This window comes from Flavobacterium sp. T12S277, assembly GCF_048514875.1.
Lineage (GTDB): Bacteria > Bacteroidota > Bacteroidia > Flavobacteriales > Flavobacteriaceae > Flavobacterium.
Genome location: NZ_JBLYEG010000024.1, coordinates 12,082 through 38,131 on the forward strand (window position 1 = coordinate 12,082; position 26,050 = coordinate 38,131).

At 38.1% G+C, this 26,050-nt stretch carries 16 protein-coding genes; 9 read left to right on the forward strand and 7 right to left on the reverse strand.

Features of this window, described 5'->3' with window-relative positions:
- Window positions 1-433: 433 nt before the first annotated feature.
- From ACN1CN_RS21615 to ACN1CN_RS21655, 9 genes are read left to right on the forward strand one after another with little or no spacing between them, the layout of a single operon-like run.
- Window positions 434-844: a prepilin-type N-terminal cleavage/methylation domain-containing protein gene (locus ACN1CN_RS21615; RefSeq protein ID WP_291287718.1), complete on the forward strand. Its 411-nt coding sequence runs from the start codon at window positions 434-436 to the stop codon at window positions 842-844.
- Window positions 845-1,321 carry a hypothetical protein gene (locus tag ACN1CN_RS21620; protein WP_419137589.1) on the forward strand — a complete coding sequence of 159 codons (477 nt, stop codon included), beginning with the start codon at window positions 845-847 and terminating at the stop codon, window positions 1,319-1,321.
- 2 nt (window positions 1,322-1,323) lie between these two features.
- Window positions 1,324-2,727, forward strand: a complete 1,404-nt coding sequence (locus tag ACN1CN_RS21625) for a GspE/PulE family protein (RefSeq protein ID WP_419137591.1) — start codon at window positions 1,324-1,326, stop codon at window positions 2,725-2,727.
- 43 nt (window positions 2,728-2,770) lie between these two features.
- Entirely contained in the window at window positions 2,771-4,984 is a 2,214-nt protein-coding gene (locus tag ACN1CN_RS21630) for a type II secretion system protein GspD (protein WP_419137593.1), read from the forward strand.
- The gene (locus ACN1CN_RS21635; RefSeq protein ID WP_419137595.1) at window positions 4,984-6,180 is read left to right on the forward strand and encodes a hypothetical protein; all 1,197 of its coding nucleotides are present in this window, start codon (window positions 4,984-4,986) and stop codon (window positions 6,178-6,180) included. The genes ACN1CN_RS21630 and ACN1CN_RS21635 overlap by 1 nt, the downstream gene beginning before the upstream one ends.
- The gene (locus tag ACN1CN_RS21640; protein ID WP_419137597.1) at window positions 6,181-6,702 is read left to right on the forward strand and encodes a hypothetical protein; all 522 of its coding nucleotides are present in this window, start codon (window positions 6,181-6,183) and stop codon (window positions 6,700-6,702) included. It begins immediately after the preceding gene.
- Window positions 6,703-6,736: 34 nt separating this feature from the next.
- Entirely contained in the window at window positions 6,737-7,855 is a 1,119-nt protein-coding gene (locus ACN1CN_RS21645) for a hypothetical protein (RefSeq protein ID WP_419137599.1), read from the forward strand.
- Window positions 7,852-8,874 (forward strand): hypothetical protein, encoded by a 1,023-nt coding sequence (locus ACN1CN_RS21650; RefSeq protein WP_419137600.1) that lies wholly within the window; start codon window positions 7,852-7,854, stop codon window positions 8,872-8,874. Before ACN1CN_RS21645 ends, ACN1CN_RS21650 begins: the two co-directional genes overlap by 4 nt.
- A 43-nt stretch (window positions 8,875-8,917) precedes the next feature.
- Entirely contained in the window at window positions 8,918-9,838 is a 921-nt protein-coding gene (locus tag ACN1CN_RS21655; protein ID WP_291287727.1) for a tail fiber protein, read from the forward strand.
- 89 nt (window positions 9,839-9,927) lie between these two features.
- On the opposite strand, the gene ACN1CN_RS21660 is transcribed toward ACN1CN_RS21655, so the two are convergent.
- The 7 genes from ACN1CN_RS21660 to ACN1CN_RS21690 all read right to left on the reverse strand — a co-directional run.
- On the reverse strand, window positions 9,928-18,495 hold the full coding sequence (locus ACN1CN_RS21660) for a hypothetical protein (protein WP_419137602.1): 8,568 nt from the start codon (window positions 18,493-18,495) through the stop codon (window positions 9,928-9,930).
- 2 nt (window positions 18,496-18,497) lie between these two features.
- Window positions 18,498-19,994: a hypothetical protein gene (locus tag ACN1CN_RS21665; protein WP_419137604.1), complete on the reverse strand. Its 1,497-nt coding sequence runs from the start codon at window positions 19,992-19,994 to the stop codon at window positions 18,498-18,500.
- A 4-nt stretch (window positions 19,995-19,998) separates the two neighbouring features.
- Window positions 19,999-23,496: a hypothetical protein gene (locus ACN1CN_RS21670; protein WP_419137605.1), complete on the reverse strand. Its 3,498-nt coding sequence runs from the start codon at window positions 23,494-23,496 to the stop codon at window positions 19,999-20,001.
- Window positions 23,497-23,625: 129 nt separating this feature from the next.
- Window positions 23,626-24,024: a hypothetical protein gene (locus ACN1CN_RS21675; protein ID WP_419137607.1), complete on the reverse strand. Its 399-nt coding sequence runs from the start codon at window positions 24,022-24,024 to the stop codon at window positions 23,626-23,628.
- 107 nt (window positions 24,025-24,131) lie between these two features.
- Window positions 24,132-24,515, reverse strand: a complete 384-nt coding sequence (locus tag ACN1CN_RS21680) for a hypothetical protein (protein ID WP_419137609.1) — start codon at window positions 24,513-24,515, stop codon at window positions 24,132-24,134.
- 177 nt (window positions 24,516-24,692) lie between these two features.
- Window positions 24,693-25,022 (reverse strand): hypothetical protein, encoded by a 330-nt coding sequence (locus tag ACN1CN_RS21685; protein WP_264523061.1) that lies wholly within the window; start codon window positions 25,020-25,022, stop codon window positions 24,693-24,695.
- A 627-nt stretch (window positions 25,023-25,649) separates the two neighbouring features.
- On the reverse strand, window positions 25,650-26,050 hold a 401-nt coding region (locus ACN1CN_RS21690; RefSeq protein WP_419137611.1), incomplete at its 5' end, for a response regulator transcription factor.

Sequence of the window (26,050 nt, forward strand, 5' to 3'; positions counted from 1 at the left end):
TTTATCAACAAAACTAGTCAAATAGATGTAAATGACTGTTAAAAAATATTTTTATTTTAAGATTTTTGATACTGTAGATTTCGACGGTTATTTTTTGCTTTTATAGCCTATTGGGTTTCGGCTTTTAGAAGGTTCTTTTGCTACTATTTTAAAATGTAAAACCTCTCTGGGAGGCGAAGTTTCGAGTTTTTATACTTTGTCGAAGCTTTTTGCGGGTGTGAAGTCGGAGACGTTCGCACATTGTTTCAAAAGAACTCTTCGCAGAGCGTGGAAATTTTATTTATATTAAAACCCAAACATTAAAAAAATCATACAATTATAGTAAAAATTTTCTTATAATTTTATGTAATTATTAATAAATTATTTCTCATTTTTACTCTCTTTATTTTTCAATAAAAAAGATATATTTGTACAAATTAATTTATATTTTGTTTTGAAAAAAAATATCCTTAAAAAACTACCTTCTTTTAACCTTCAGGAGATGTTGATTGTGTTGGCTATTATAGGAATCTTACTTTTAATTGCGCTGCCTAATTTGATGCCTTTAATTACTAAAGCCAAAAGTGTTGAGGCACAAGTACAATTAAAAGCGATTTATAATGCTGAAAAACAATACTATTTTATGTACTCGAAGTACAGTCCCAATTTTTCGGAAATAGATTTTGAAGCTCCAAAAACAACAAAAGAAAATGGTAGTGCTAACTACGTATATGAGATTATTCAATCTGATAATAATGCCTTTAAAGTAAAAGCAACGGCTATCACTGATTTTAATGGGAATGGTGTTTTTAACGTTTGGGAGATTGATCAGAATGGTGTTCCCAAGCAAATTATAAACGATTAGATGTGGTATTTAAAACTTATACTGATACTTGTATTTGCAATTGTTTTATATCAGGATTTTAAGAGTCGTTTAGTATATTGGTTTTTATATCCCGTTATCGGGATTTTGGCATTTGCAATTCAGTTGTACACTGTACCTCTAAATATTGCGATTTATAATTTGGGAGTCAATTTACTGCTGGTGTCTTTCATTCTAGGTGTTGGCTTTCTGTATTTAAAATTGCGTAATTTGAATATTAAAAATTCAATTGGAATAGGAGACATCTTATTTTTTGTCTTTATTTCCTGTACTTTTTCCACCGTATCTTTTATTGTGCTGTTTGTTTTTGCCTTACTGTTTTCACTCCTTCTGCATTTCGTATTAAGTATTAAAAAAGAGGAGGAGACAGTTCCTTTGGCGGGTTATATGGCTCTTTTTTTTGGAGCGGTATATGCAATGACTTTTTTATGTAATGGCACTTTTTTATACGTTTATTAATTATGATGAACTTCGATATTCCAATAGAGTTTCAACAGCTTGTAAAATCAGAACAGGCTTATTATTATCGGATTATTCCTGTTGGAAAAAAGGATCAGATTGTTTTATTAAAGACAGATGCTCCTGATATTGTAAGCTTGCAAAACGAATTAGGAATTTTGTTAAGTTTTAAAGTTGAATTAGAAAATGATTCTACTGAAAATATAAACCGTTATCTAAGTACCAATTATAGAAAAACAGCAAACAATAGCGTTTCAGAAATTCATTATACCGCCGATTTTTTAGAAAAAATTGTTTTAAACGCAAAAGAAATCGGAAGCAGTGATATTCATTTTGAACCTTATGAAAAAAATGCCAGAGTTCGTTTTCGTCTGGATGGAAAATTAAAAGAACAGTTTCATATTTCGGTTGAAGAATATCCGGTAATTGTCAATAAAATAAAGATTCGGGCTCAGCTGGACATTTCGGAGAAACGTTTGCCACAAGACGGACGTATTACGATGGTAACAGATTATCAGGATTTTGATGTCCGTGTATCCGTTTTGCCTACTTTACACGGCGAAAAAGTAGTATTGCGTATTTTAAGTAAAGATACCAGTCATATCGATATCAATTCGCTTGGTTTTACAGAGCAGGAATTGAGAGCCTATTTAGAGAATATTAAACGTCCGAATGGTATCGTTTTGATTTCGGGACCAACTGGGTCAGGAAAAACAACTACTTTATATGCTACTCTAAAGAAATTGAATGTACCCAATACTAATATTTTAACAGTTGAAGACCCTATAGAATATACGCTTGAAGGGATTAATCAAGTACAGTTGAAAGAAAATATCGGGCTTGATTTTGCCACGACCCTTAGGACTTTTTTACGACAGGATCCGGATATTATCATGGTTGGGGAAATTCGTGATGTTAATACGGCCAATATGGCGATTCGGGCTGCTTTGACCGGACACCTTGTTCTGTCAACCATTCACACCAACTCGGCCTGGGCTACAGTATCCAGATTAATCGACATGGGAATCCCGTCTTTTTTAATTGCCAGTACCTTAAATATTAGTGTGGCACAGCGGTTGGTTCGTAAATTGTGTGATTCCTGTAAATCAGAGGAAGCAATTTCGGCTTCCATTTTTCCAGTTGGATTTGAAATTCCAACTGATTTAAACTCCCATCATGTAGCTGTAGGCTGTGAACACTGTTATCATACCGGTTATTCGGGACGAAAAGCAATTTATGAAATCTTACCAATAGATGGTGAACTTTCTAAATTAATCAAAAATAACCAGCTTGATATTAATGACTATATGGAAGAAAACAACATTTTTACACTAAAACGCAATGCACTGTCATTAATAAAAGAGGGGATCACTTCTGTAGATGAAGTTTTTTCATTACTCTTGTAGTAAAATACACCTATTTTTAAAGTTATACAATTGAAATAAATTCATGAAAAAAATAATTACCCTATTTTTAATCTTAATTTTCCAGATGTCATTTTCTCAGGAAAATAGAATCTTACAGCTTAAAAATCATATTGAATCGATTACCGCTGATGCGCCGGGTTTAAACGAAAAAATTAATGTTAATATTAAGGAAGCTTCATTATCCAGTTTTTTATTAGCCGTTTCTCAGGTTCATAAACTTAATATTAGTGTTGCTCCCAATTTAAGTCAGATTAACATTGTGAACAATTTTTCAGATGTGACGGTTGGCGATCTGCTGATTTTTTTGTGCAAAGAATACAATTTAACCATTGATTTTACCGGGAACATACTCTCTGTAAAATCTTATGTTAAACCTATAGAAATACCTGCTTTAAAAGCCATAGACGTAAGTTATGATTTGGCTAATAATTTGCTTTCGCTGAATTTAAAAGACGATAAATTATACGATGTTTTTAGAAAAATTATGGATGAAAGTGCTAAAAATTTAGTCTTTGCTCCGGGTCTTGAAAATCAGTTGTTAACCGTCTATATAAAAAACATGCCTTTTGATGCTGCTTTGAATAAACTGGCATTTGCCAATAATTTAAGCGTGACAAAATCGAGGGATAATTTTTATGTTTTTGATAAAACAGAAGGCAATTTTGTTGCAGAAGGGACTTCGGATCCTAACAATGCAATAAGACAGAATAAACCACAACGCACCAGAAAATCCAATTTTTTTTTCACAGTTGTTGATGCAGAAAAGAAATTACTGGATGTGGATTTTGAAAACACGGCAATTTCAAGTATAGTCTACGACATAGGCCGTGAATTAGATATTGATATGTTTATCTCCAGTCCTTTAGAAGGGGCAGGTAATGCAACTGTAAAAGCAAAGAATTTTACTTTTGATGCTCTTTTGGTTAAAATATTCGAGACTAAAATAGACGGTAGTTCTTCCAACAACAGCAACAATAACAGTTCACAGCAATTTAATAATAATAATTCAGGTGCGGTTGTGTCATCTTCATCAGGGGGGAATTACACCTTTATGAAGAATGGGTCGATTTACTATTTTGGTACAAAAGACCAGTTAGTGGTGAGAAACATCAAATCTATTCCGCTAATGCATCGTTCTATTGAGATTTTAAGCGATCCGTCTAAAGAGGGCAGAAGTGCCGGAAGACTCAACAACACCAATAATTTTTCTAATTATAATTCCAATTCTAACTCCAACTATAATTCGAATTCATTAGACAATAGGAGTAATTCTAATTTTCAAAATCAAAACAGCAATTACAGTAACGCAAACAATAGTAGTGCTTCTTCTTCTAGCAGTAATCCTTCAGAATCAATTTTAACAATTATTCCGAATGAAATTAAAAAAGACTTAGATATAAAAATTGATAAAGAATTAAACAGCTTCCTGGTGAATGGTCCGGCTGCAAGTATCGAAAGATTCGAATCTTTTATACAGTATATTGACAAAGCAGTTCCGGTTATTTTAATAGAAGTTATGCTTCTGGAAGTAAACAGAAGTGCTACCGTTGAAACCGGAATTAAAGCCGGAATTGGTGATAAGCCAGTGAAAACATCCGGTACTGTGTTTCCGAATGCCGATATTAATTTAGGAGCATCTACAATTAACAGCATCATTGATGGTTTTAGCGGATTTGGGTCCTTAAATATTGGAAAAGTTGTTCCTAACTTTTACTTAAGCCTGAAAGCTATGGAAACCAATGGAAATTTAAAAATAAGGTCATCCCCAAGGTTGTCAACACTAAACGGGCACAAAGCCTATTTGTCTATAGGTGAAACCACTTATTATGTAGTGACCAATCAAAATTTTTACGGATCGCAAATTCCACAAGCTTCAGAGGTTAAAAATTACCAGCCTATTGATGCGGAGTTATCAGTAACGATAATGCCTTTGGTTTCCGGTAACGGACAAATTACAATGGATATAAAAGTGATACAATCAAGCTTTAACGGACAAAAAGTAGATAAAGATGCTCCTCCGGGAATTAATTCGAGAGAGTTTACATCGATAATCAGAGTGAAAGATCAGGATTTAATTGTATTGGGAGGTCTTGAAGAATCGGTGAAAAATGAGTCGGGATCAGGAGTGCCTTTGTTGTCCAGAATTCCTATTCTTAAATGGATATTCAGCTCTCGCAAACGAGAAGATTCAAAGAAAAAATTGAGCGTTTTAATTAAACCTACTGTTATTTACTAATGGGCTTACCATCAATAACCAGCCTCTTGCTTGGCAAACACTATATAGGCGTTGAGCACTTCACTTTAAATAATGAAGACAAGGTTTCGTTGCTGCTTGTAGAAAATAAAAAAGAAGGATTGGTAATTGACAAAAAAGACAGAGTCAATTACAATGGAAAAATAGCAGAAAAATGGGATGCTAAATTGCCTTTTTTCTTAATTATCAATACCAATCAGGTTATTCAGAAAGAGGTTGCGGGTATAGATCCTTCGGATGAAAAGTTACTGCATAAAGCATTTCCGAATACCAATTGGGAGGAGTTTTATTTTGAAATCTGGAGATTAAAAGCAAAATCGGTAATTGCCATAACCAGAAGATCCTATTTGAATGAAATCGTATCCAATTACGAAGCGCAAAAGATAAAAATTGCAGGAATTAGTCTTGGTATTTGTGCTATTGCTGAGATTGTTAATTATAGCGAGGAAACAGAATTTTGCACGAATCATCAGACGATATCAAGACAGGAGCAGGATCAGATTGTTACTCCGGGTTTCCAGGATTCGACTATAGTTTACAATATAAATGATCTTCAGATCGAGAACAGGCAGTTATTGGCATTCTCGGGTATATTGAGAATGATAATGGGTGGTACCGCCAATACAGGATCGGTAGTATCTTATAGTGACGAATTATATGATGCTTACAACCAGAACGTATTTTTTAATAAGGGTTTAAAAGTCATGGTCGGAATTTTATTCGCCATTTTACTGCTTAATTTTCTTTTTTTCTCCCATTATTACAAACTGGCTCAGGAAACGGCTGAAACACTATTGGTGAACAAATCTTCTATTGAAGATGTGAATCAGCTCAAACAACGAATTATTGTCAAAGAAGAAAAAGTTAAAAATATTCTGGGGAAAACAACTTCGCAAAGTTCCTTAATGATCAATGAAATTGCGAGAAAAATTCCGTCCTCTATAGTGTTAACCGAATTGGCTTTTAATCCGTTGGAGAAGAAAGTAAAGTTAGAAGAGCCTATCCTTGTTCGCGAAAAAACAATTGCAATTTCGGGAACAACAATCGCAAATGAGGCCTTTACACGTTGGGTTGAAGAAATAGAGAAACTAAATTGGGTAGATAAAGTTCTGATAACCCATTTTGGAAAAAATGAAGCTAATGAAACGGCGTTTTCGATTAAATTAACGTTGAGATAAATGAAGTTAAACAAAAAAAATAAACTGCTTATCGCCGGTTTTTTGGTCGTACTTTATTTTTGTTATTCGCTTGCAATAGCAAATACAGTACAGTATTACAGAGAGTATCAAACCAAACAAGAACAGATAGCTGCAGATAGTAATATGCCTAAACTGGTAGGGCAATTGGCTCACAAAGAAAAACAGTTAGATCAGGCATTGGCAAAGTACGATGTAAATATTTCTGAATCCTTTCAGAATGATTTATTAAAACAGCTCACTTCTTATAGTGATAGTTATAAATTGAAGATTGTGGATTTTCAGGAACCCCATGCAGTAATACAAAAAGGATTTACGGTAACCAGTTATATTTTTTCGTTGGAAGGTTCTTTCAATGGTTGTTTGGCTTTACTCAATAAAGTGGAAAATAATCCTGCCTTAGGAACCATCAGACATTTAAACTTTGTCAAGAAAAAAAATTACAAGACCAATACGGATGAATTATTTGTTGAGGTGATTATGCAAAAAAATAAAGGAGCTTAATCTGTTCGTTTATCAACTAAACTAAAAAAGAATTATGAAAAAGACTATTTTATTAATGGTGACATTTGTTGTACAAGTTAGTTTCGCTCAAAATCCCTCACGAGTGGGCACTTTAGAAATTACTAACGATGGAGTTTATAATAGCTCTATTAACAGTGGAAATGTTGCCAGAATGGATATGGGATTCGATGGGGCAAAAGGTTTTATAAAATTTGGAGCGCATACAGGAAACGGACAGCGTGATAATATTCTTTATATGAGAGGTAGTGATGGAAATGTAGGGATTGGTACTAATGATCCTTCACAAAAACTTGACGTAAACGGTAATGCCATCGTCAGAGGCGCTCTAGTCAGTACTGCGTTTAGTGATACAGGCGGACACATACAGCTATTAAATCCTTCTAAAAATAGTAATGGAGGTGCAAGTGCCTGGATGATTTATAATATGACTGGCGGATATGGTAATAGTTTGCAATTTTGGGCTTATGATAATTTAAATTGTGGAGTACCGGGAGGAATGTGTACGAATCGTTTTACTATAACCGATACTGGTAATGTTGGTATTGGCGAAGCTAAACCCGAGTCTAAGTTGATTTTAAAAGATAATAATCAGGTCTTGAGTTTTTTGACAAATCAAAAATTAAACGGAACCTGGCCTCCGGTAGCAGAAATGACTACAATGACTATACAGTCGTCGGGTCTTTCTTCGGGTAATATTGCTTTTGCTACAGGAAATACTGAAATGATGAGAATTCAGGCAAATGGTAATGTTGGTATTGGATTGGTTAATCCAACAAATAAGTTAGATGTAAATGGGACAATTCACTCCAAAGAGGTAAAAGTAGATTTGTCAGGCTGGCCCGATTATGTGTTTAAAAAAGAGTACACTTTACCAACATTGGAAGAAGTTGAAAAACATATTACTGAAAAAGGACACTTGAAAAATATTCCAAGCGAAGAAGAAGTTCTTAAAAATGGAATTAATCTTGGCGAAATGAATATCAAACTTTTACAGAAAATTGAGGAGATGACTTTGTATATGATTGAGCAGAACAAAAAAATAAATGATCTTCAAAGAGAAAATAAAAAGCTGGATGATTTGGAGAAAAAATTTGAAAAATTTGAAAAAACTTTAAAACATAAAACAAAATGAAAAAGATTCACCTAATAGTATTGTTTGCATCATCAGTTTTTGTCTCAAATGCACAAAGTTTAACTCCAACGTCTAATATTTCGGCTCCTGGTACGGCAGACACTTTTAAGGCGGGTTATACTTTTTCTTATGCAACCTCGGGAACACCTTGGAATGGTGCTCTTATTAGTTACGGAGGATTTGCCGCAAATAATTATGACACTCAGATAAGTTCAGATTATGGCCCAAATGGAGGTAATCATATTTCTTTCAGGACTAAGAATGGAGACCAAAATGTATGGAATCCCTGGATTGAATTGGCAACAAAAGGGAAGAATGATTTTACGGGTAATCAAAGCGTGAGTGGGAATGTGGGTATTGGAATAAGCGCTCCTGTAGATAAATTACATGTTTATGGTAATCATGGTGATGCTAGGATTTTATTGCATTCTTCGGGAGGTGGAGATGAGGCAAGACAAGCTGATCTAATGCTTTGGGCGAGTGAACCAGGACTAACCTATTCTGGAGTAGGAATAGGTAATAACGTACACAATTTTAAGACTGGTATGGGAGGATTGACTTTGCTCAATACAACAAGAGGAGGTTCATATATTAGATTACTTGAAAATTCGATGTTGTTTAATATCGTTTCTTCTTCGGGTACAGATAAACAGGCATTAAGCATAAACACGGAAGGCAATATAGGAATTGGCATGACGAATCCGGTAAACAAACTAGATGTAAACGGGACAATTCATTCCAGAGAGGTAAAAGTAGATCTGTCAGGCTGGCCTGATTATGTGTTTAAAAAAGAGTATACTTTACCAACATTGGAAGAAGTTGAAAAACAGATTACCGAAAAAGGACACTTGAAAAATATTCCAAGCGAGGAGGAAGTTCTTAAAAATGGAATTAATCTTGGCGAAATGAATGCTAAACTTTTACAGAAAATTGAGGAGCTGACTTTGTATATGATTGAGATGAAAAAAGATATTGCGATTCTAAAAGAAGAAAATAAAACTTTGAAAGTAAAGAAATAAGCAGTAATTAGTTTAAGGGAAATCCTTGGTTATTAAAATTATTATGAAAAAATATCTGTTGATTCTAATATTCTTTTTTGTGACGATCAGCGATGCACAAAATTATAATGACATAGCAAATTTTGCAATCGAAGGTACTCCGGTCAATGGAGTAAAAATTAAAACCAATCTTCCTTTTTTGCCATTCAGTCAGTTGCCAACTATAAGTATAAAGGGATTTAATTATGGGAGTTCGGAACCAATAAGCTTAACTATTGTTTATTATATATATCATACCGGTTCAGATGCAGGTGATTCTTCTTCATATTATTTCCACCAACCTAGAATGTCTTCATCAGGAAGTTACACTCCTCCGGTTTATTTAAGTAATGAAAATGGGAAAGTAGTTATTTTTATAAATGATAAAAGTTATTATCAAAGATTTACGGTAAGTGCTTATGCGCAAGGAATGCAGGAAACTAGTAGTTGGTTTCAAGGCTGGACGATAGTTGATGAAGCCATGAATGGTACAAAGACAGTCGAAATTCCGTATCAAAATAGATTTAAAGGGAATGTGTATTTGTCTGGCGGAGGTATTTGGAATGCAACTGGCAATGTAGGAATAGGAACTGAAAATCCGGATGCTAAATTAGCTGTAAAAGGAAAAATTCATTCAGAAGAAGTAAAAGTAGATTTAACTGTTCCGGCTCCGGATTATGTTTTTTCAAATGATTATCAATTAAGAAGTTTAAAAGAAGTTGAGACGTATGTAAATCAAAATAGCCATTTGCCAGAGGTTCCTTCTGCAAAAGAATTTGAAAAAAACGGAATCCATTTGGCAGAGATGAATATGGCTTTATTGAAGAAAGTAGAGGAACTGACTTTGTATGCCATAGGACAAGAAAAGAAAACAGAGCAGCTCATAAAGATTATTGAGGATCAAAATGAGAGATTAAAAGCTTTGGAAAAAAGCAGAAATAAATAGAGTATAATCTACAAAGTAAAAAGCCAAAACGAATCATTCGTTTTGGCTTTTTTTATTTTTTATGTATAAGTATTTGTTTTTACTTGTTGTTATGCAGTGATGTCCTCTAGTGATAACGTTAGCGGAATTTGCAAAATCGGTACATAACTGTCGGTTACCGAATAAGCAGTCAGCATGAAGGTATAGGCTCCGGCATTAGTTTGCGGATTATTGCTTTTTATCCAGCTGTTTATTCCTTCGGTTATCATATCGGCCATACCTTTTCCGTGATCCGCGACTGTCAGTTCAGTAGGAGTAACGAGTAGTACAGGTACATCTATAGGGAAAGTTGTTCCCGGAATGACATAACTATAATCGCATTGCATTTTTATCGTAAAGCCGGTAATCGCAGGATCTATCTTCTCCGTTAAGGCATCAAACAAGGCCAGTAGCTGTACATTGAGTGTGCGGGTTGGCTGTAACGGATAAGTAGCGGTTGCAATTGTGTTAATGTCTATAGGGGTATCCGCATTTAATAATGGAATCAGTTTGTTATAGAACATTATCTGCGGCGTTTGATAGATAAATGACTTATTGGTAGTTTGCCATGTACCATCCTCGTTCTGCAACAGTTCTTCGTTTCTTATTACGGCTACACTACTCCAGGCATTTTGTGCATTCAGGATATCCAGGTCATTAAGTTCAACGGTTCTTGAAGGATCATTATTTCGGTCTTCATATGACAGATAGATTTTATTTCCTTCATTGTCAGTAGTGTAATACAAGTATTCATTTGTTGTACCTTCAATCGGTTCGCTTGTATAGCCTGTAATGGATACGTCGATCGTAACATTGGCAGATTGTTGGTTCGTAGAATCAATGGTGACAATTAAGTGTTCCGTTGCTTCCTGAGGACTTTCGGTAATCGTGTAAGCCAATGTAAATGGTGGTGCAGGAGCGGTTGTAAATGCTCTTGCTGCCAACATGGTTTTTCTCGGATTGACCTGATTGGTAACGGACCATTGATCGGCCACCTGATTTACAATATCGATAAAAGCCAACATCGCATAACGGGCATTAATAGCTAAAGTTGAATCGGCTTTTAAAGTTGCCGGAGTCAGAAGGGCAAGGCAATTGTCGAAATCGGCATTAATTAACGGGTAAGAATCGATGAATTGAGCAAATGCCTGATACAGTCCTAAATTTGGAGTATTTGTATTGGCATTAAAAGTCTGATTCTGATCTGTAACATTAAACTGAATTTCGGTTACGATAGTATCTTGTGCCGCTGAAGGGTTTTGGTACGTATAATAGTACTCCCATTGACGCGCTTTTGCAATAGTTACCGGTTGTGGCTGAGTCGATTCGTTTGCCGGATAATCAAAATTCTGTGCCGATATCGAAGGAGGCGTTGGATAAGCACGCAACGGAACCGGTATAGTGGTTGCTCCAACATCACTCATATGGGCAAGCGGACTGTCTTTATGATCGATTTGGCCGTCAAGCGGAACGATAAAAGTCAGCCATGAAGAGGCAAGGTAATCTGCCAGATCCGGTATTTGCGTAATGTCAAATTCGAGGTGACTTACTTTGTATTGCATATCGCTAAAAGAGAAACTACGGCTTTCTGCGGCATCTTTGGCTTCAAACATATAAGTCAGCCAGGAATTGCCATTGGCAGTTGGAACTTTCGCGGTGGACAATGAATATTCGGTCGATTTTAGAACGGTATCAGTGCCATCGGCAGTAGGATCAAGACCTAACATTTTTCCGTATAACGAAGGAACGTAAGGCTCTTTCGGCGGTACATTGTTTGAATTGGCATATTCAGCACCTTTGTAGGCCGAGTTTATAGCGGCAGTAGTCTGTACAGAGGCGATATAACGATACGCATTTGCTAGTTGTATCAGGATTTGCTGTTTCCATTTTTCCTGAGCATTACCAATATTGGAAGGCTCTTTTCCGGCACTTGGCTCAATAATAAAATCGATAGTTCCTTCAATAGCTTCAGCCAGTTTTTGTTTGGCATCGAGTATCAACTGTAAATAATCCGGATCTCCGGCAAACACATCGTTTGCAGTCAGTAAAAAGGCAGGAACGGAATATGATGGGCTAAGGAATTTGTCTACAGCCTGTAAAAATTGCAAGCCCCAGCTGTCCATATCGATACTTGTGTAATTTTTGGTGATGCCATTGTCTGCCGGATAAGGTTTCCCTTGCTGATATGCATTGATCTTAGCAGAGAACGACTGTAAGCTGGTTGCCAACGGAATAGGAGCGAAGTAGTATACCTGCTGATTGTTAAATCCGAATTTAAGACCATTCACCCCGGTGCTGTCAAAACGAACCATCCAGAGTGGTGCATTTGCAGTTGTATCGCTGTTGCCTTTGGTAAGATTGGCTCCGGTAGCAGCTTTAAGTACAATGCCTGCATTTGGCTGATTGATAAAAGCAGCTTCAAATTGTTCGGCAAAATAAGTAAGTGCCAGCATCGCGTTTACACCGTTTTCGGATAAAGGCTGAATAACAGTGCTGGATATAGCAACTCCCGCAACATTCACGAAATTAGGATCTAAGTTCGCAACACGTTTCATCGTCAGGGTTGTCGTTACTAGTGAAATTTCAGGTAAAGTAGTGATATTGGCGGTTGATACTACTGAACTGATGGTATAGGTTTGAACCGCAACCGGTGACTGACCTGCAATGATCGCATTTAAATACACAATAATAGGATTGATAAAATGATTCAATACATCACTGTTTGCAATACTATGATCTGTTGGCGTAATTACTCCTTGTGCATTGGCCTGGTCTTCTACCGTTGTGGTGTAATGAATCACCATATCGCTATTGCTAAGCTGATAATAGATGTTCATAAAGGTAATGATATCGATCTGAGCATTATTCTGTGCTCCGTCACCTATATAGCGTACTGTATTGAAATTAAAATTAAGACTAAGGTTGGGTTTATTGTTAACCGCACTAAATAAGTACGATACCGATACCGATGGCCATTGGCTTAGGGCAATAATCGCATCTGCATATAAAAGCTGCATGGACGCATTTAACGGAGTGGTTCCACTTGGCGGCACATTTCCAAACATATCTTGCCAGTTCATAACCATTTGTACCGTAGTACCTATACCGGCATATGGGTTTGGATATTTCGGATCTGTTCCTTGCGGCTGTACATATTTGTAATAAGGTACAACAGCGCTGTAATTCCAATCTTCAACATCATCATTGGCCGAAGCGTTTCCATTTTTGGTATTTTGAATGGCCTCATCGTCCATCGAATCTACAGGACCTGCCGGAGTTGGATTGATGTAAGCCGGAAGAGCTGGTACCGTTAATCCGATAAGATTAAACTGTGTTTGCAGGTATATCTGATCCTCGGTTAATGTTGGTACGGGTTGTGTAGGTACATAATCGCCCGGATTTTTACGGGATACTTCGTAACCTACCGTTCCCGGTAATAAAGTAGCCACTCGTGTGGTGTATTGCTGCGCTACAGGAGCGGTATCCGGTGACTGAACATACACAGAGGTATTGGTCGTGTCAATGGTATCTCCTATAACAACACTATTTACAAACGGGCTTAAGATCAGGTTGTCATAAGTAACCACTAAGGCTAAATTCGCCAGTCCGTTACCTGCAAAAAGGGTATCCGGTAATCCTTTATTCTCGCTGTTGTTGTAATAGAAGTAGAAACCACCGCTGCGAACAATACTGCATTCCCATAACAACTTAATAAAATCACCTGCGTTATTGAGGGTATTATAATCTCGATCCGGAATTTCAGCTATAAAACTTCTCGCGAACATTGCTTCTGCCGGATTGGTTTCTGTGGATAGATTGGCCTGAACGATGGCCGTTTTATACCCTCCATTTAGATCTGAAATATAACCTCCATTACCATTTTCAGTCGGGTCTGGCTGATAGAGTATCTGAATTTGCTGAATGGTTTTGGTTCCGTCGCTATCAGCATGAGTATTCAGATAAGTCAATAATTCCTGTAAATAGACAGTTCCTGCGTCATCGGCACCTACCAAATTGTACATGTTGTTTGATAATGGTGTAATCTGACCGTCTACAGCGGTTATTTTTTGTAAAGAGAAATTAACAACTGTACCCCAGGTGTAATTTTTTACCGTTGCTTTTGTTGTACCGGTATCGGTGGTCGTTAAAGTTTTAACATCAAAAAGCCAGTTTCCTTCTTCCGCAAAAATCGTCGTTAAGTTAGAGGGTAATTTCCATATAACAGGTTGATTGCTTATGCCTGAATAGTAATCTCCCGGATATTGCCATAATGCAGGAGCTCCTAATGAGAAGGTTTGCGGAGTATCGTTGTAGTTGATCAATGCAGTTGGCCCGTACAAAAGTGTTGGCGACAAGCTAATCGATGCTACATCGTGTATGTGCTGTATTTCACTGTCATCAATGGTTATGGTTAGGGTATTATTGGTACCTGAAACCATAGTAATCCAGGATGCAGTTGGATTTTGCAGCAGCACCGAATATTTATCACCTGCTTTTAAGGTCGAAGGTATGGCAAGCTGTTGGCCTGTTAGTACATACAACGGTTTTGTTACTCCTTTTGCAGCGTCTGGTGGCTGAGGCAATCTCAGACCGTGCAGCATAAAACGGGAAGCCATACCGCCAATTCCCTGTACGCTGTCGGTAACCGCATTCGAAACCACATCACTTACTTTGCCGGAAAGTTTTCCTTCCTTGTCGAGAGAATCGGCTGCTGCCTGTAATGCCTGTTTGGCGACCAAAGCCACAAAATCGGTAAACATAAAGGTAGGGAAGGACAGGTTTGGCTGTTCTTCGTAAGTTGGATCGTATACATTACTACAATCAGAAGAATCGTAATATTCGGCAGTAATATTGGATTGATAATCTACAGCAGATGAGGCGAGCAGTACGGTTATATCGCTGATATAATTTTGGGTACCGGTCATGCTCTGAGTAGCAAAATTAATTGGAATACCCGCAGTACCGTTTAGATCGGTATTCAGAATTAATTCCGGCACTACCGGGAAAACCGCTGCATCCATACTTCCGTTTTGTGTGGCATCAACAGCGCGGATGTTTAACTGGAAGTATTTACTGAAGAAAGTTCTGATGTCATTGTTTGTCGAATTGATGTAGTTAAACGGCGCTACGTGATTTGGTCTTGTATTAAAGTAACAAAGCAGTGTACTGATTTGATCTGCTGTGATTTCTTGCTCTTTTAACCAGTCCAGACCTGTATTATCGATAGTATTTCCAATGAGCGCATTAAACGCCCAGTAGAGAACACCTTCGGTTAAGGCTGCAAGACTGTTGTCGTTAGAATCGGTGTTGATGTACAGCATGGAAGCATATTGAGGTCCTGCTGATCCGGCTTCTCCTGAAACGGTAAGCTGTGGAAAAAACAGTAAGTCAAGCGGCACTTTTACAGCCGGTTGAATAGGTTGCCATTTTAGATACACTGGTGTTGCGGCCAGACTTAACATTCTGGCATTTCTGCTGGTCATATCCAAAGCAACTCTTTGTCCTGATCCTTTTACCGGACAGTAGTTCCATGGTGCATTGGCCGATGTGTCGCTACCAATGATGAATGAAGCACTGATAGTGGCGCTAAAGTGCAGTGATACTTTGATAGAGAAAAATCCGAGGTTAATTTTAACGGTAAGTTTGACCGAAACTCCGGCTTCAAAAGTGATTGGTATCGGTTTGTAACTTTCGATAATCATCGTAATATAGGCGTAGGCCATAATATCAAGTCTGGCAGAGATAATCGCAAAATTAATCTCACCGTAAATATGACCTGTTAACCCAAAAGTTCCCTGAATTTTAAAATAAGTTTCGTCATGTGTACTTAAAGAAGTGTTGGCCGTAAAAAAGCCCAATACCCCCTGAAAAATACCAACAGCCGTTAACGAAAGTCCGGCTTTTAAGATCCCCTGATCGACTGTTTTACCCACTCCTAAAGAAAGTCCTAAACCAAATTCGATAACAGGATTAAACACCCCACAAGTGGTGGTTGGAACACTGGTGGAGGTCGCTCCGCTAAGGTAACCGAAATAGAATCCTCCGAATCCCACAAACGGAAATACCTGTACCGAGAAGGAACGCGAAAAATCGGTTATGCTGGCCGGGAAACCAAAGTCCAGATAAAAATTACCATTGGTATATACTTTTACGCCAATAATCGGAAGTGTAATCGAAACGGCTCCAAATTCAAGATGTCTGAACTGATCGGGTAATTGCAGATCGATCTGATACATTCCGATCGAGTCGTTTATTTTTTTATAAAGAATTTCAAACTGAAGATTTTTAAAAGCGCCTGCTTCTTTGCTTACGCCAACGAGTAAGCCGTACATATTAGGGTCGTTGAATACGGCTGCTATGCGATAAAATTTAGCTACTGTAAAATCAGTTCCAATCAGCCAGTTGCTGTCCTGATCGAATACCAGTGTTCCCGGTTTTGTGGTGGCTGTTGCAGCCGGTACCGGTATTGCAGTTGAACTTTCGTCGGAGGTGGCGGTAAATGCGGTTGATAATGCCGTAATAGCAGCATCTACAGAATTCAGGCTTGGAACGTCATACATCGTAACGTGCTGTCCCATTGCCAGTAATTTCAAGTCGAAAAACTGGCTTCCCATTCCCGGTACAGCTGGCATTTTTGTGGCATCACTTCCTTTGCCGTCTTTTTGCAGAGGGGAATCATTTTCGATAGGAAGTCCTAAGAAAGTACCTTCAATATAGATATAAACACCACTGCCGGTAATCGAATCGTCTTTGGTGATTTTGAGGGATTTTATATTGATGAAACCCAAATCTACTTTTATCGGAATGGTGGCTACAATGCTGCTCTGAGCCGAGTCTTTGTATCGGGTGTAGGTAAATTCAAAACCGGAAAGGTCTATGCTGTTTAGGATGTTCCAAGGCGCAGATAAACTGAAACCCGGACTGAAGGTTCCCACCAATGTTGAGACAATTTCTCCGAGTGATATTTTATCAAATTTAATATCAATGATATCATTTTTTGCACCGCTGGTATAGGTAATCGTACTCGCAAATTCCGGTATTTTTAGGTAAACTTCGGTATCGGGTGTTCCAAATTTGTATCCCACTATAAAAGTCAACCCAAGCATTTGTCGGGCGTCGGCGGTACCGGTTATGGTTCCTGATGTTTTGCCGTCGGTATAGGTAATATCAACATTAGCACTGAGGTCTAAGTTGAAAGAGCTGTATTGCAGGTGCCAGGCCACATCACCTTTTATTTCATAGATCGATGATTTAGCTTTGTCATTTGGTAGCGTATCTTTAAAACTTACATTGCTGATGCTTGGTAAATTGTCTTTTACCCAACTTGGTATGGTATCGTAACCCATGCCAAAGGCTTGTAGAAAAGTAACTGCGATATCTCCCAGTGAAATTACCTGATCGGTTCCGGTGCTGGCACCAAAGATCCAGGCTTCGGCATCATAGCTTGCATATATATTTAAATCAACACCGGAATCGGGAGTTGAAGGGCCTATATGAAAAGTTCCGGCTATCTGCCCCGTCGTTCCTCCTTGCTGACTGTTGATGTCTAGTGTTAGACCGGTCATGGTAAAACTTAAGTCCGGGTTTTTTATGGAAAAAAAAGTCCAGTCAGAAACAACATTACAGTTTACGGAATAGTTTTGTGATGTAGGAGCAATGAGTATACTTAAGACAGTGATTTCTGAATTTAAATCAAGTGAAGTTCCACTCCAGAACATACTCAACAAGTCACCTAACTGTATCGTACCCGAATCGAGATTGACCTGAGCTTTAAAACTAGGAGCTGTTGTTGCGGTTAGGGTTAGTAGATTTGAATTGGGCGGACCAATGGTAAAACTACCCGCAATAGTAAAAGAAGTTGCTATAGATTGAGAATTGCCGGGGTTTTGAACCAAGGCAATTATACTAATATTTGTTATTGCCATTTTAGGCAGGATCTGCCAGACATAGGTGGGGGCTGTACCGATACCAACCGATATGTAATTGACTTGTTGACCCGCTGCGTCATACATGATGTCTATTTCCTGTAATCCTAAATCAGTCAGGGTGCTAAAAGGTTGTGGCAATGCAGCACTCAAGTTTACACCGCCTACTAATTGGAAAAAATTGGATATACTGGGTAATGGCGCATTAAAACTTCCTTGAAACAACCATGTATTGTCGACAACAGGATAGCTCATTTGTACCGTTAGACTGACTCCCGTGTTAATTGTTCCTCCTATGAATCCAAACACTGTTGCATCACTTTCGTAAACCTGAACACCAATAAAAGGATTGGAAAGTGAAAACCAATTTATTCCGGCAATTTCCCATAAACCAGCATTTTGTGTGGCGGTTAGATTTGAAGAAATTCCAATATCTGAATCACTAAAAATAAATGAGGTCTGCATGGCCACGCCGCCTATTGAATTACTGTTTCCGGTAAGGGTAAACTCCAAAAGAGCATCATCCCATTTAGCGGGTTGTAATACTGCATCACTAATGGTAAAGTTAGTTCCGTCAATAATACCGGAATAAAAAGTACCAATTCTATCCGTATTTAATACATCAGGTACAAGGTTAAAAGTACCATTTCCATTTGTTATTTGTGTCTGAATGGATTCGTACAAGCTTTTTAAGGTAAGTGTATCTTGTGCCATGCTTATTTGTTTTTTAAATACTGTAATAGATAGAATACGCCCATAAGCATTTTATCTTCACGTTGATTATGAAAAAAAGCTCTTAACGAACGAAAATAGATTTGAGCGGAAGTATCTGGGGCTTCAAATGCAATAAGTATGGCAAAAGCCAGTATTTCTGACGGTACATCATAGCTACCATCTTCAAGATCTCTTTTCCAGTCGAGAAGCGTGGATCCGATGATCTTACTCACTTCTTTCATCGCTTCAGCATTTTCTCCAGCATTCACTGCATTAAGGGGAAGTGTAGGGTATAAGGTAAAAGAATCATTAAGCTGACTGGTTAATGCGAGATAATCTTTATCAAAGTTTAAGATAAGACTATTGGTTGCTGCTCCCTCAAAAACAGGAGGTATATCGGCAATATAATAAAGATAGTTAAAAGCATACAGTGGTAAAGATCCCATTTTTACAACCACAATGTTGTTCGGTTTACCTTCCAGCGCTGTAATCGCATCCGGTAAAGCTGCGTCGTTATAGTTGTAGGTTTTGATTCTTGCCGGTAACTTATTTTTGACGATCCAGCCTTTTAACGGATTATTTTCCAGGTTTTCATTTGTTCCGTCAACCAAAGTGGTGAAATCATTATAAATTTCGGCGGATAATGTAGAAATGATGACCATAACAGTTCCTTTAACCTGACCGCCGACTTTATCTGTTTTGTCTTGTGCCATCGCTACAGCGGCTGTCAAATTAAAGAGTACTGTCGCTGTGTTAATGGATTGAAAACTAAGAGAATCTATTCCGTAAACCGGCATCATATTAGTCTTTTTGGCTAACAATGAAGTAGTGATCTGATTGTAAATGGGGTATTTATCGGCATATTCAGACGCTTTAAAAAAGTTAATATTTGTAGCATCCATTACCGGATCAGCGATATAGTAGCCTCTTTTAGCAAAGGATAACGGACTTAATGCGTCTGAACTATCAAGGGATGTATTTAATTTCGGGATTTTACTTGCGGTTTGTATCAGACTGGGTGCCAGTTTCCATTGATAAGGCTGTAATATTAATAGATACTGAACATAAAAGTACTCCGCTATGTTATCCTCCACACCGTCTGCTCCACCTGTTATGCCTATTTTATAAATAGGCTGTACTGCTCCTCTGAATCTGGATTCACTAACAAAAATAAAAGATGCATCCCCCATAACTACAGGTTCAGAAGGGTCGTTCGGGTCGAATTGAGGAAATAATATCGCAATTTTCGCGATATCATTATCGAAATAAATCACCTCAAACATTCCTTTTAGTCCCAGTGCAACCATTCGATATATAATATTGGCCGCAGTAGATTGATGTCCCAAACCTCCACTGGAAAAGATTATAAACCGAAGCTGATCCTCTGCAGTAGGGTCCGCTATTAACGCTTTTAATGCAGCCAGATTTTTATCAAATGCCGCATCGTTTACCCGGGCCGCTTCATTAAGTAATTTTGTTATGGTAGAATTGAATGGCATATTTTTAATTTTTTACGTAGGATCCATACCAGCCTAAACTCTCAGGTTTTGCATTGGCAGCTGGATTGCCAAATAGCATAAAACATATATTTCCTCCCGGAGGAAAGGACAAACTGAATACTTCTAAAGCAATATTGTTGATTTTCATCAAATAGGCGACACTTGTTGTACCAGTAGCCTTTTGCAGCATGATCGAACCAATGTTTAACTTCAGTACCCCCTGTAAACTAAAAGAAGGGGCTTGCGGGTTAACGCCCGGTAATTTTACTCCCGCCCAGGCACCTTTTGCTCCCACACACCAGGCCATCATAAAGGTTGAGGTAAATCCGGCTGAACTGGCCAGTGATCCTAAGGTTCCCATATTCAGGTTAAAAACCAAAGCATACCATTGACCGCTTACACTTTGCTGCTGTTGTAACGACGGGATCGCTACATTCAGAAAGCCCTGTGAAGTTGGACTATTGGTGGCATCTCCATTGGTTATACCGGACAATTGTAGAGGAAAATGAGAGTACAAACTGTCTTTTCGCGGCGTACTTTGTCCCACATCAAATGACATCTGACTGATATCAAAGACAAAATTTTTGGTAGTAGGAGTTTCCAGTTGAAAGGTGAGGTCTACATACATATTAGAATAGGAGAGTCCTCTGAAATTGTTGGTAATGCTGTCGGGTTCCGTTCCAAAGGAAAACAAATCAAAACCTTCCAGATCATTATAATTGATAAAGCCCCAGAAAGAAAATTTAGCATTAACGGTATCGCTTGTTACATCGTTTTGAGGCACAACGGTAACAAAAGATGATTTTATTATTTCGACATCTGTAATGATATTGGCATTGACCAAATTCAGTACATTATCGGAAGTATTGGTAAAGGTATAGGACGGAACTCCATTGCTGTTTTCGTAAGTACCGGTAAGTATAATCAGATTGGCACGGTTTGTTCCATCAACCTTTTCCCCAAAAAGTTTGTTGACCGTCAAAGCCAGATAACTGTTGTAGTTGTAAATCTTACTGTTGGTAAATACAATTTTTAACTGTAATACCACAAAATCATAATCAACGGCACCGTTTATAGGAGCCGTATTTTTATAGACAACGGGATCCGATCCCATACCTTCAAAAGTTGGATCTTCATAATCTATCAAAGCAAACATCGAACTGGTAGGCTGCATGGATACAGTGCCCTTGTCATTGTTTACAATACTAATGTCAACACCAAAATGATGTGCATAAAAATTATTCAGATCAATACCGGCCAGTAACCCTTGTAATTCCTTCGGAAAATCCTGTACACTGATATCAACTCCAAGAGCGATAATACCCTGCCAGCTAGGGTTTGTGGCTATGTTGTAAAAATTGAGATAGTCATTGTCGTGCTGTACGGTATACTTGTCCATCCCGCTTTGGATGTATTGTTCCAGCCACATACTCAGATTAGGAAGTCCGTTCGTCCTCGTATCATTAAAAGTATCCGGTGAGTTCCAGCCCTGAATGTTCTTTACCTTATCGGTTAGTTTACCAGTACAGAATTTAAATATCAGTACATTTTTGTACTTGCCGTTAGTGGGTTCTTTCGGTACATTCAAGATAAAAGGCCATTCGGTAATTTCCATTTCATTGCTGAAATTATCCAGCACATAAGTACCATCGCTCAGTTTTTGATTGTAAGAAATGACCAAAAACAACTGATTCGACTGTAAGGCCGTTTGAAGCGTAGTACTTGGAGGTGAAAATTGTAAATTAAATACCTTTGAAAGCGTACCATCTGAGGTTAAAAACTGATTACTGGCCAGCTGTAAAGTATTCCATTTTCCGTCAGTTGAATCAACGTTAACATAAAATCCCTGCGGACTGGTAGAGGATATCCCACTGGCATTTTCGTTTACGCTTGCTCGGGCAGTTAATAACCGGCTAGCTGTTGGCGGAATATTTTGGGTACTCATTACATTGGCTATAATGGCTTTTCTGGACGGGTTGAGTATTTGTTTTTCAAATAATGAAAAGTCAACATTCTGGGACGGAGTTGCGGCTGTTGCTCCATAAGGCACCAAAGGAAAAAAGATGGTTTGACTGGCAGCCGATAACACACCCGATCCGGTTGTCAGATGACTGAACAATGGAGATTGTGAATCTTTATCGGGAGAGAACAGCGGCGAGCCTTGCGGCTGTGCATGATAAACCACCGGGGTCTCATTCTCATTGGCCAGAACAACACCATTCCATGCCGTAATATAACTGTTGGCAAGCCACTCCTGAGTAGTGTTACTGCCTACAACATTCTGAGTCGCCTGAATAGGAAACTGGGGAGCAAAGGCATTTTGATTGGTTTGATAATAAAGCCAGTCTCCGGAACCCGTAACTACATTATTTGAATCAATAAACTGAGGGGTAAAACTAATGGTTTCTGTAGAACCCAGTCCACACATCAATTGCACCTGATTGTTGGCGTCAATATTTTTCTGATACGAGATATCAAGTGTTAGTATTGATGCTCCCTGCGGTGTCATATACCATACGGCATTAGGGTCGTCAGGAGTTTGTTCGCTAAACACCAGTAATGAACTGTTTTGTGTGGGATAATTTAAAGAAACACCATTGTTTACAAAATTGGTATAAGGAATCAGAATTAGAGGATAGCCGAAATTAGTGAGGTAATAAGAGGGTAGAGCCGAAATTCTGCTTTGCTGTGTAGCAGTATTATAGGTCAGCCCCAAATAAGCAAAGTAAGTATTAACACCGGCCTGATTCAACAAATCGCAAGGATAAATACTGCCCTGCATGGTGATGAAATCATTTAAACTTCCTGCTTCTATAAGAGAGTAGGTCACTCTGGTGAGTATACCGTTATTGGCATTGTTGTTAAAACTGTATTGATTGCTGACATTAAAGCCAATAAAATCAGAAGCAGCGTCAAAGCCCAGTATAAACCGGATATGTCCTTGCCCGACTCCCGTAAGTGGTATTTCGATGTTGCTTTGAATCTGACTTGCAGACCCCAGATTGTTAGACGAGAAAGTATAATTGTTTGCTCCTTGCTGACCGGATATTGTCATCGTATTGTTGGTCGTATCCAGCGTCAGTATAACATTATTGTTGCTGATGAACAAGGTGGCATAGTTGTTTCCGAAATTGTAGTTAAACCCGGTTAGAACAGAATAAATGCCATTGGCTCCTGCTGTTAAAACGAGTTGGGGGGTATTGGCTTGGGTTAAGGCTATGTTAGGGTTCGTAAACCAAACTACTGATGCCGACTGATACGTTTGCAATGGCCCAAGAAAAGTATAGACATTGTTTACAAAGGTAGTAATGTCAAGGGTTGGCGCATTTAATGAAAATAAAAAATAACCATTGTAACCGGAGAGTTCATCCAGTCCAATAGAACCACTTTCCGGACCTGTAACACCATTTGCCAGAAGATAGGCACACCAGTTATTGTCTCCTGCAGCCAGATACAACGAACTGTTGCCTGACGAAGTATTTGTGAATTGTAAGGTTGCCATAAATTCTACTTGGTAAAGTTTAACAAAAGTGTTTAGTCGTAAAAGTTGTTCATTGTAAAATGTGTATTGTGAAATGTAAAATGTGAAATGTGTATTGTGAAATCTGCAATCTAAAATCTACAATCCTATCTATTCATAAATATACCATCCGACCAGATCACCTTTAAAAGGGAAGCTGGTGTTGTTTGCTTTAACCGAATACGTCAGATCGGCACTCAGGGTTGAAATTAAGGGGAAGAAGTTGAGATAAATACTCAGACTTCCACTCGTGGTACTTCCACCTGATTTCAAGTTAAATTCGTAAACCGGACTGGTTGGAGTCAACGATTGTATTCCTACAAAAACAGTTGCTAAATATAGCGTACAGACAACGATTTTGCCTGTGGGATCAATCTTAAATTGTATTAATAAATCACCAAAATAACGTTCTCCGGTAGTGCCGCTTTCGACTAGAGGAGCAGTTATTTTTTCAAGCGGCAGAGGTATAGTATCCTGTGAAAAAGCCGTTATCGGAAATGTTACAAGCATCACTATAAATACCAATTTTAACAGGATACTTATAGGGTATGTTCGATTGGTATATGCTGTTTTTGACTTCATATAGATGTAACGGCGGAATTTTACGCAGCTATTTTTTAGGACCAGGCCGCAATTTGTTTTGCAAAAACAGCTTCGTTTTTACCATTTAAATCTGTTGCCTTTCCACGACAAATAACCTGACCGGTATCAAAGCCGAACTGGGCTTTGAAACGGATAAGACCTATCTGTATTTTTTGTGAACCCACTGTAAATTTGATGTCTACAGCTTTTGATTGCACAGGCGAAAGGGTGACCGATCCTAAAGTTCCTCCTGAAATTGTGACCGGTTCTGCGGGTGAAACAGGGGTTGTTGCCTGAGCTCCTAAGGCAGAAGTGAAAGTAGTAACGGAGACTTCCATTCCTTCTACAAAAGAGACTATAGTTGTAGCGATGATGCTGTTGACTAAAATTGCATTTTGTGCATAGGGGTAAATTGCCATAATTTAGTTATAGTATAGAGGAATTTTCCTGGGCTAATTTTGTATTAAGAAGTGTAGTGCATGCCTGTAAAAGATCACTTTGTAATACAATCGTTCTTGTTGGTGATTTGGGTTTATAGGGGGCAGTTTTTGGCTTCATAAGTATGATTTACCCAGGAAATTTCCCTGATATTTTACTTAAGACCAAGTAGCAATTTGTTTCGCAAAAGCAGTTTCGTTGTTACCTTCCTGATCTGTTGCACGTCCGCTTGCTGTAACCTGTCCGCTATCAAGTCCGAATTGCGCTCTGAAGCTAATAAGGTCGATTTGCAGTTTTTGTGATCCGGCTTTAAATTCTACATTCGTAGCCGTTGGTTGTACAGGCGAAAGAGTGATTGAACCTAAATTACCTGCTGATGAACTAAAAGTAGTAACGGATACTTGCATTCCGGATACGATAGAAACTACAGTTTTTGCATTGATGCTGTTTACTAACAGTGCATCCTGTGAATAAGGATAAGTTGCCATAATTGATTTGTTTGTTGGTTTTCCTACTCATAAGGCTTTTCGGAATCCGCCTCGTTTTTTTTGTAAGTGGGTTCTGACTCCACTTTTTTAATGGTATACAATATTAGGAAATATCTAATTTCGAAAAATGCGTATAAATACTTGTTTTTAAGTTGCTTACTGTTTATTAACAAGAGAATGCTTTATTGTTTAAATTGTCTGTAGCCCTGTAGTATTTAATGAAACGGACAACATTTACCAGGTGAAGGAATGGGGTTGAGGATGAAATGTGGATAGAAGAAAGAAGAAAGAGGAAAGATCTGCTAAATCCGCCAAATCTGTGGGAGAAACATAGGTGTGAGATGTGAAATGTGGGATGTGAAATGTGGAAAGAAGAAAGAGGAAAGATCTGCACAATCTGCGAGAAAAAAATTATCGCGCAAAAACATCGGTTTTAAGATGTGAAATGTGAAATGTAAAAAGTATGTGCAAGCGAAACACATTGCTCTTTCATAGTGCTCTGTGTTTTATTAAAAGTGAAACGCCTTACTTTCAGCTGGAAAATCTATGTATCTATGTGTTTAAACCATAGCCACAGAAAGACCCAACAGAAAAGATCCGCGTAAAAAAAAATATGTCTATATGTTCTTAAATCAGTTTATTACTGGTGGCATAGGCAATTGCCTCGGCGATATTCCCAACCCCTAGTTTGGTAAACAACTTCCTCTTGTGGAACTTAATCGTATCTGCTGAAACAAACATACTCTCGGCCATATTGGCAATCGTAAACCCCCTTATAGAATACTGCAAAACCTCCTTCTCCCGGCTGGTAAGCTCTATTTTTTTCATCACCTTCCAAAAATCTCCCTCCAGGTCGTAACTGTAGATCTTATTCTCTCCTTTTTTGTAAATCTTAATATTCCCGGACTGCAATTCAGAAGAAAGAGAGATAATACAAATCGACTTCCAAATTTTTCCGTCATTGGTTAAAAAAACAGGAGTCAGCTTCTGATTCACCAAAAAAGTCTTTCCATTGGGATTCTTCAAAC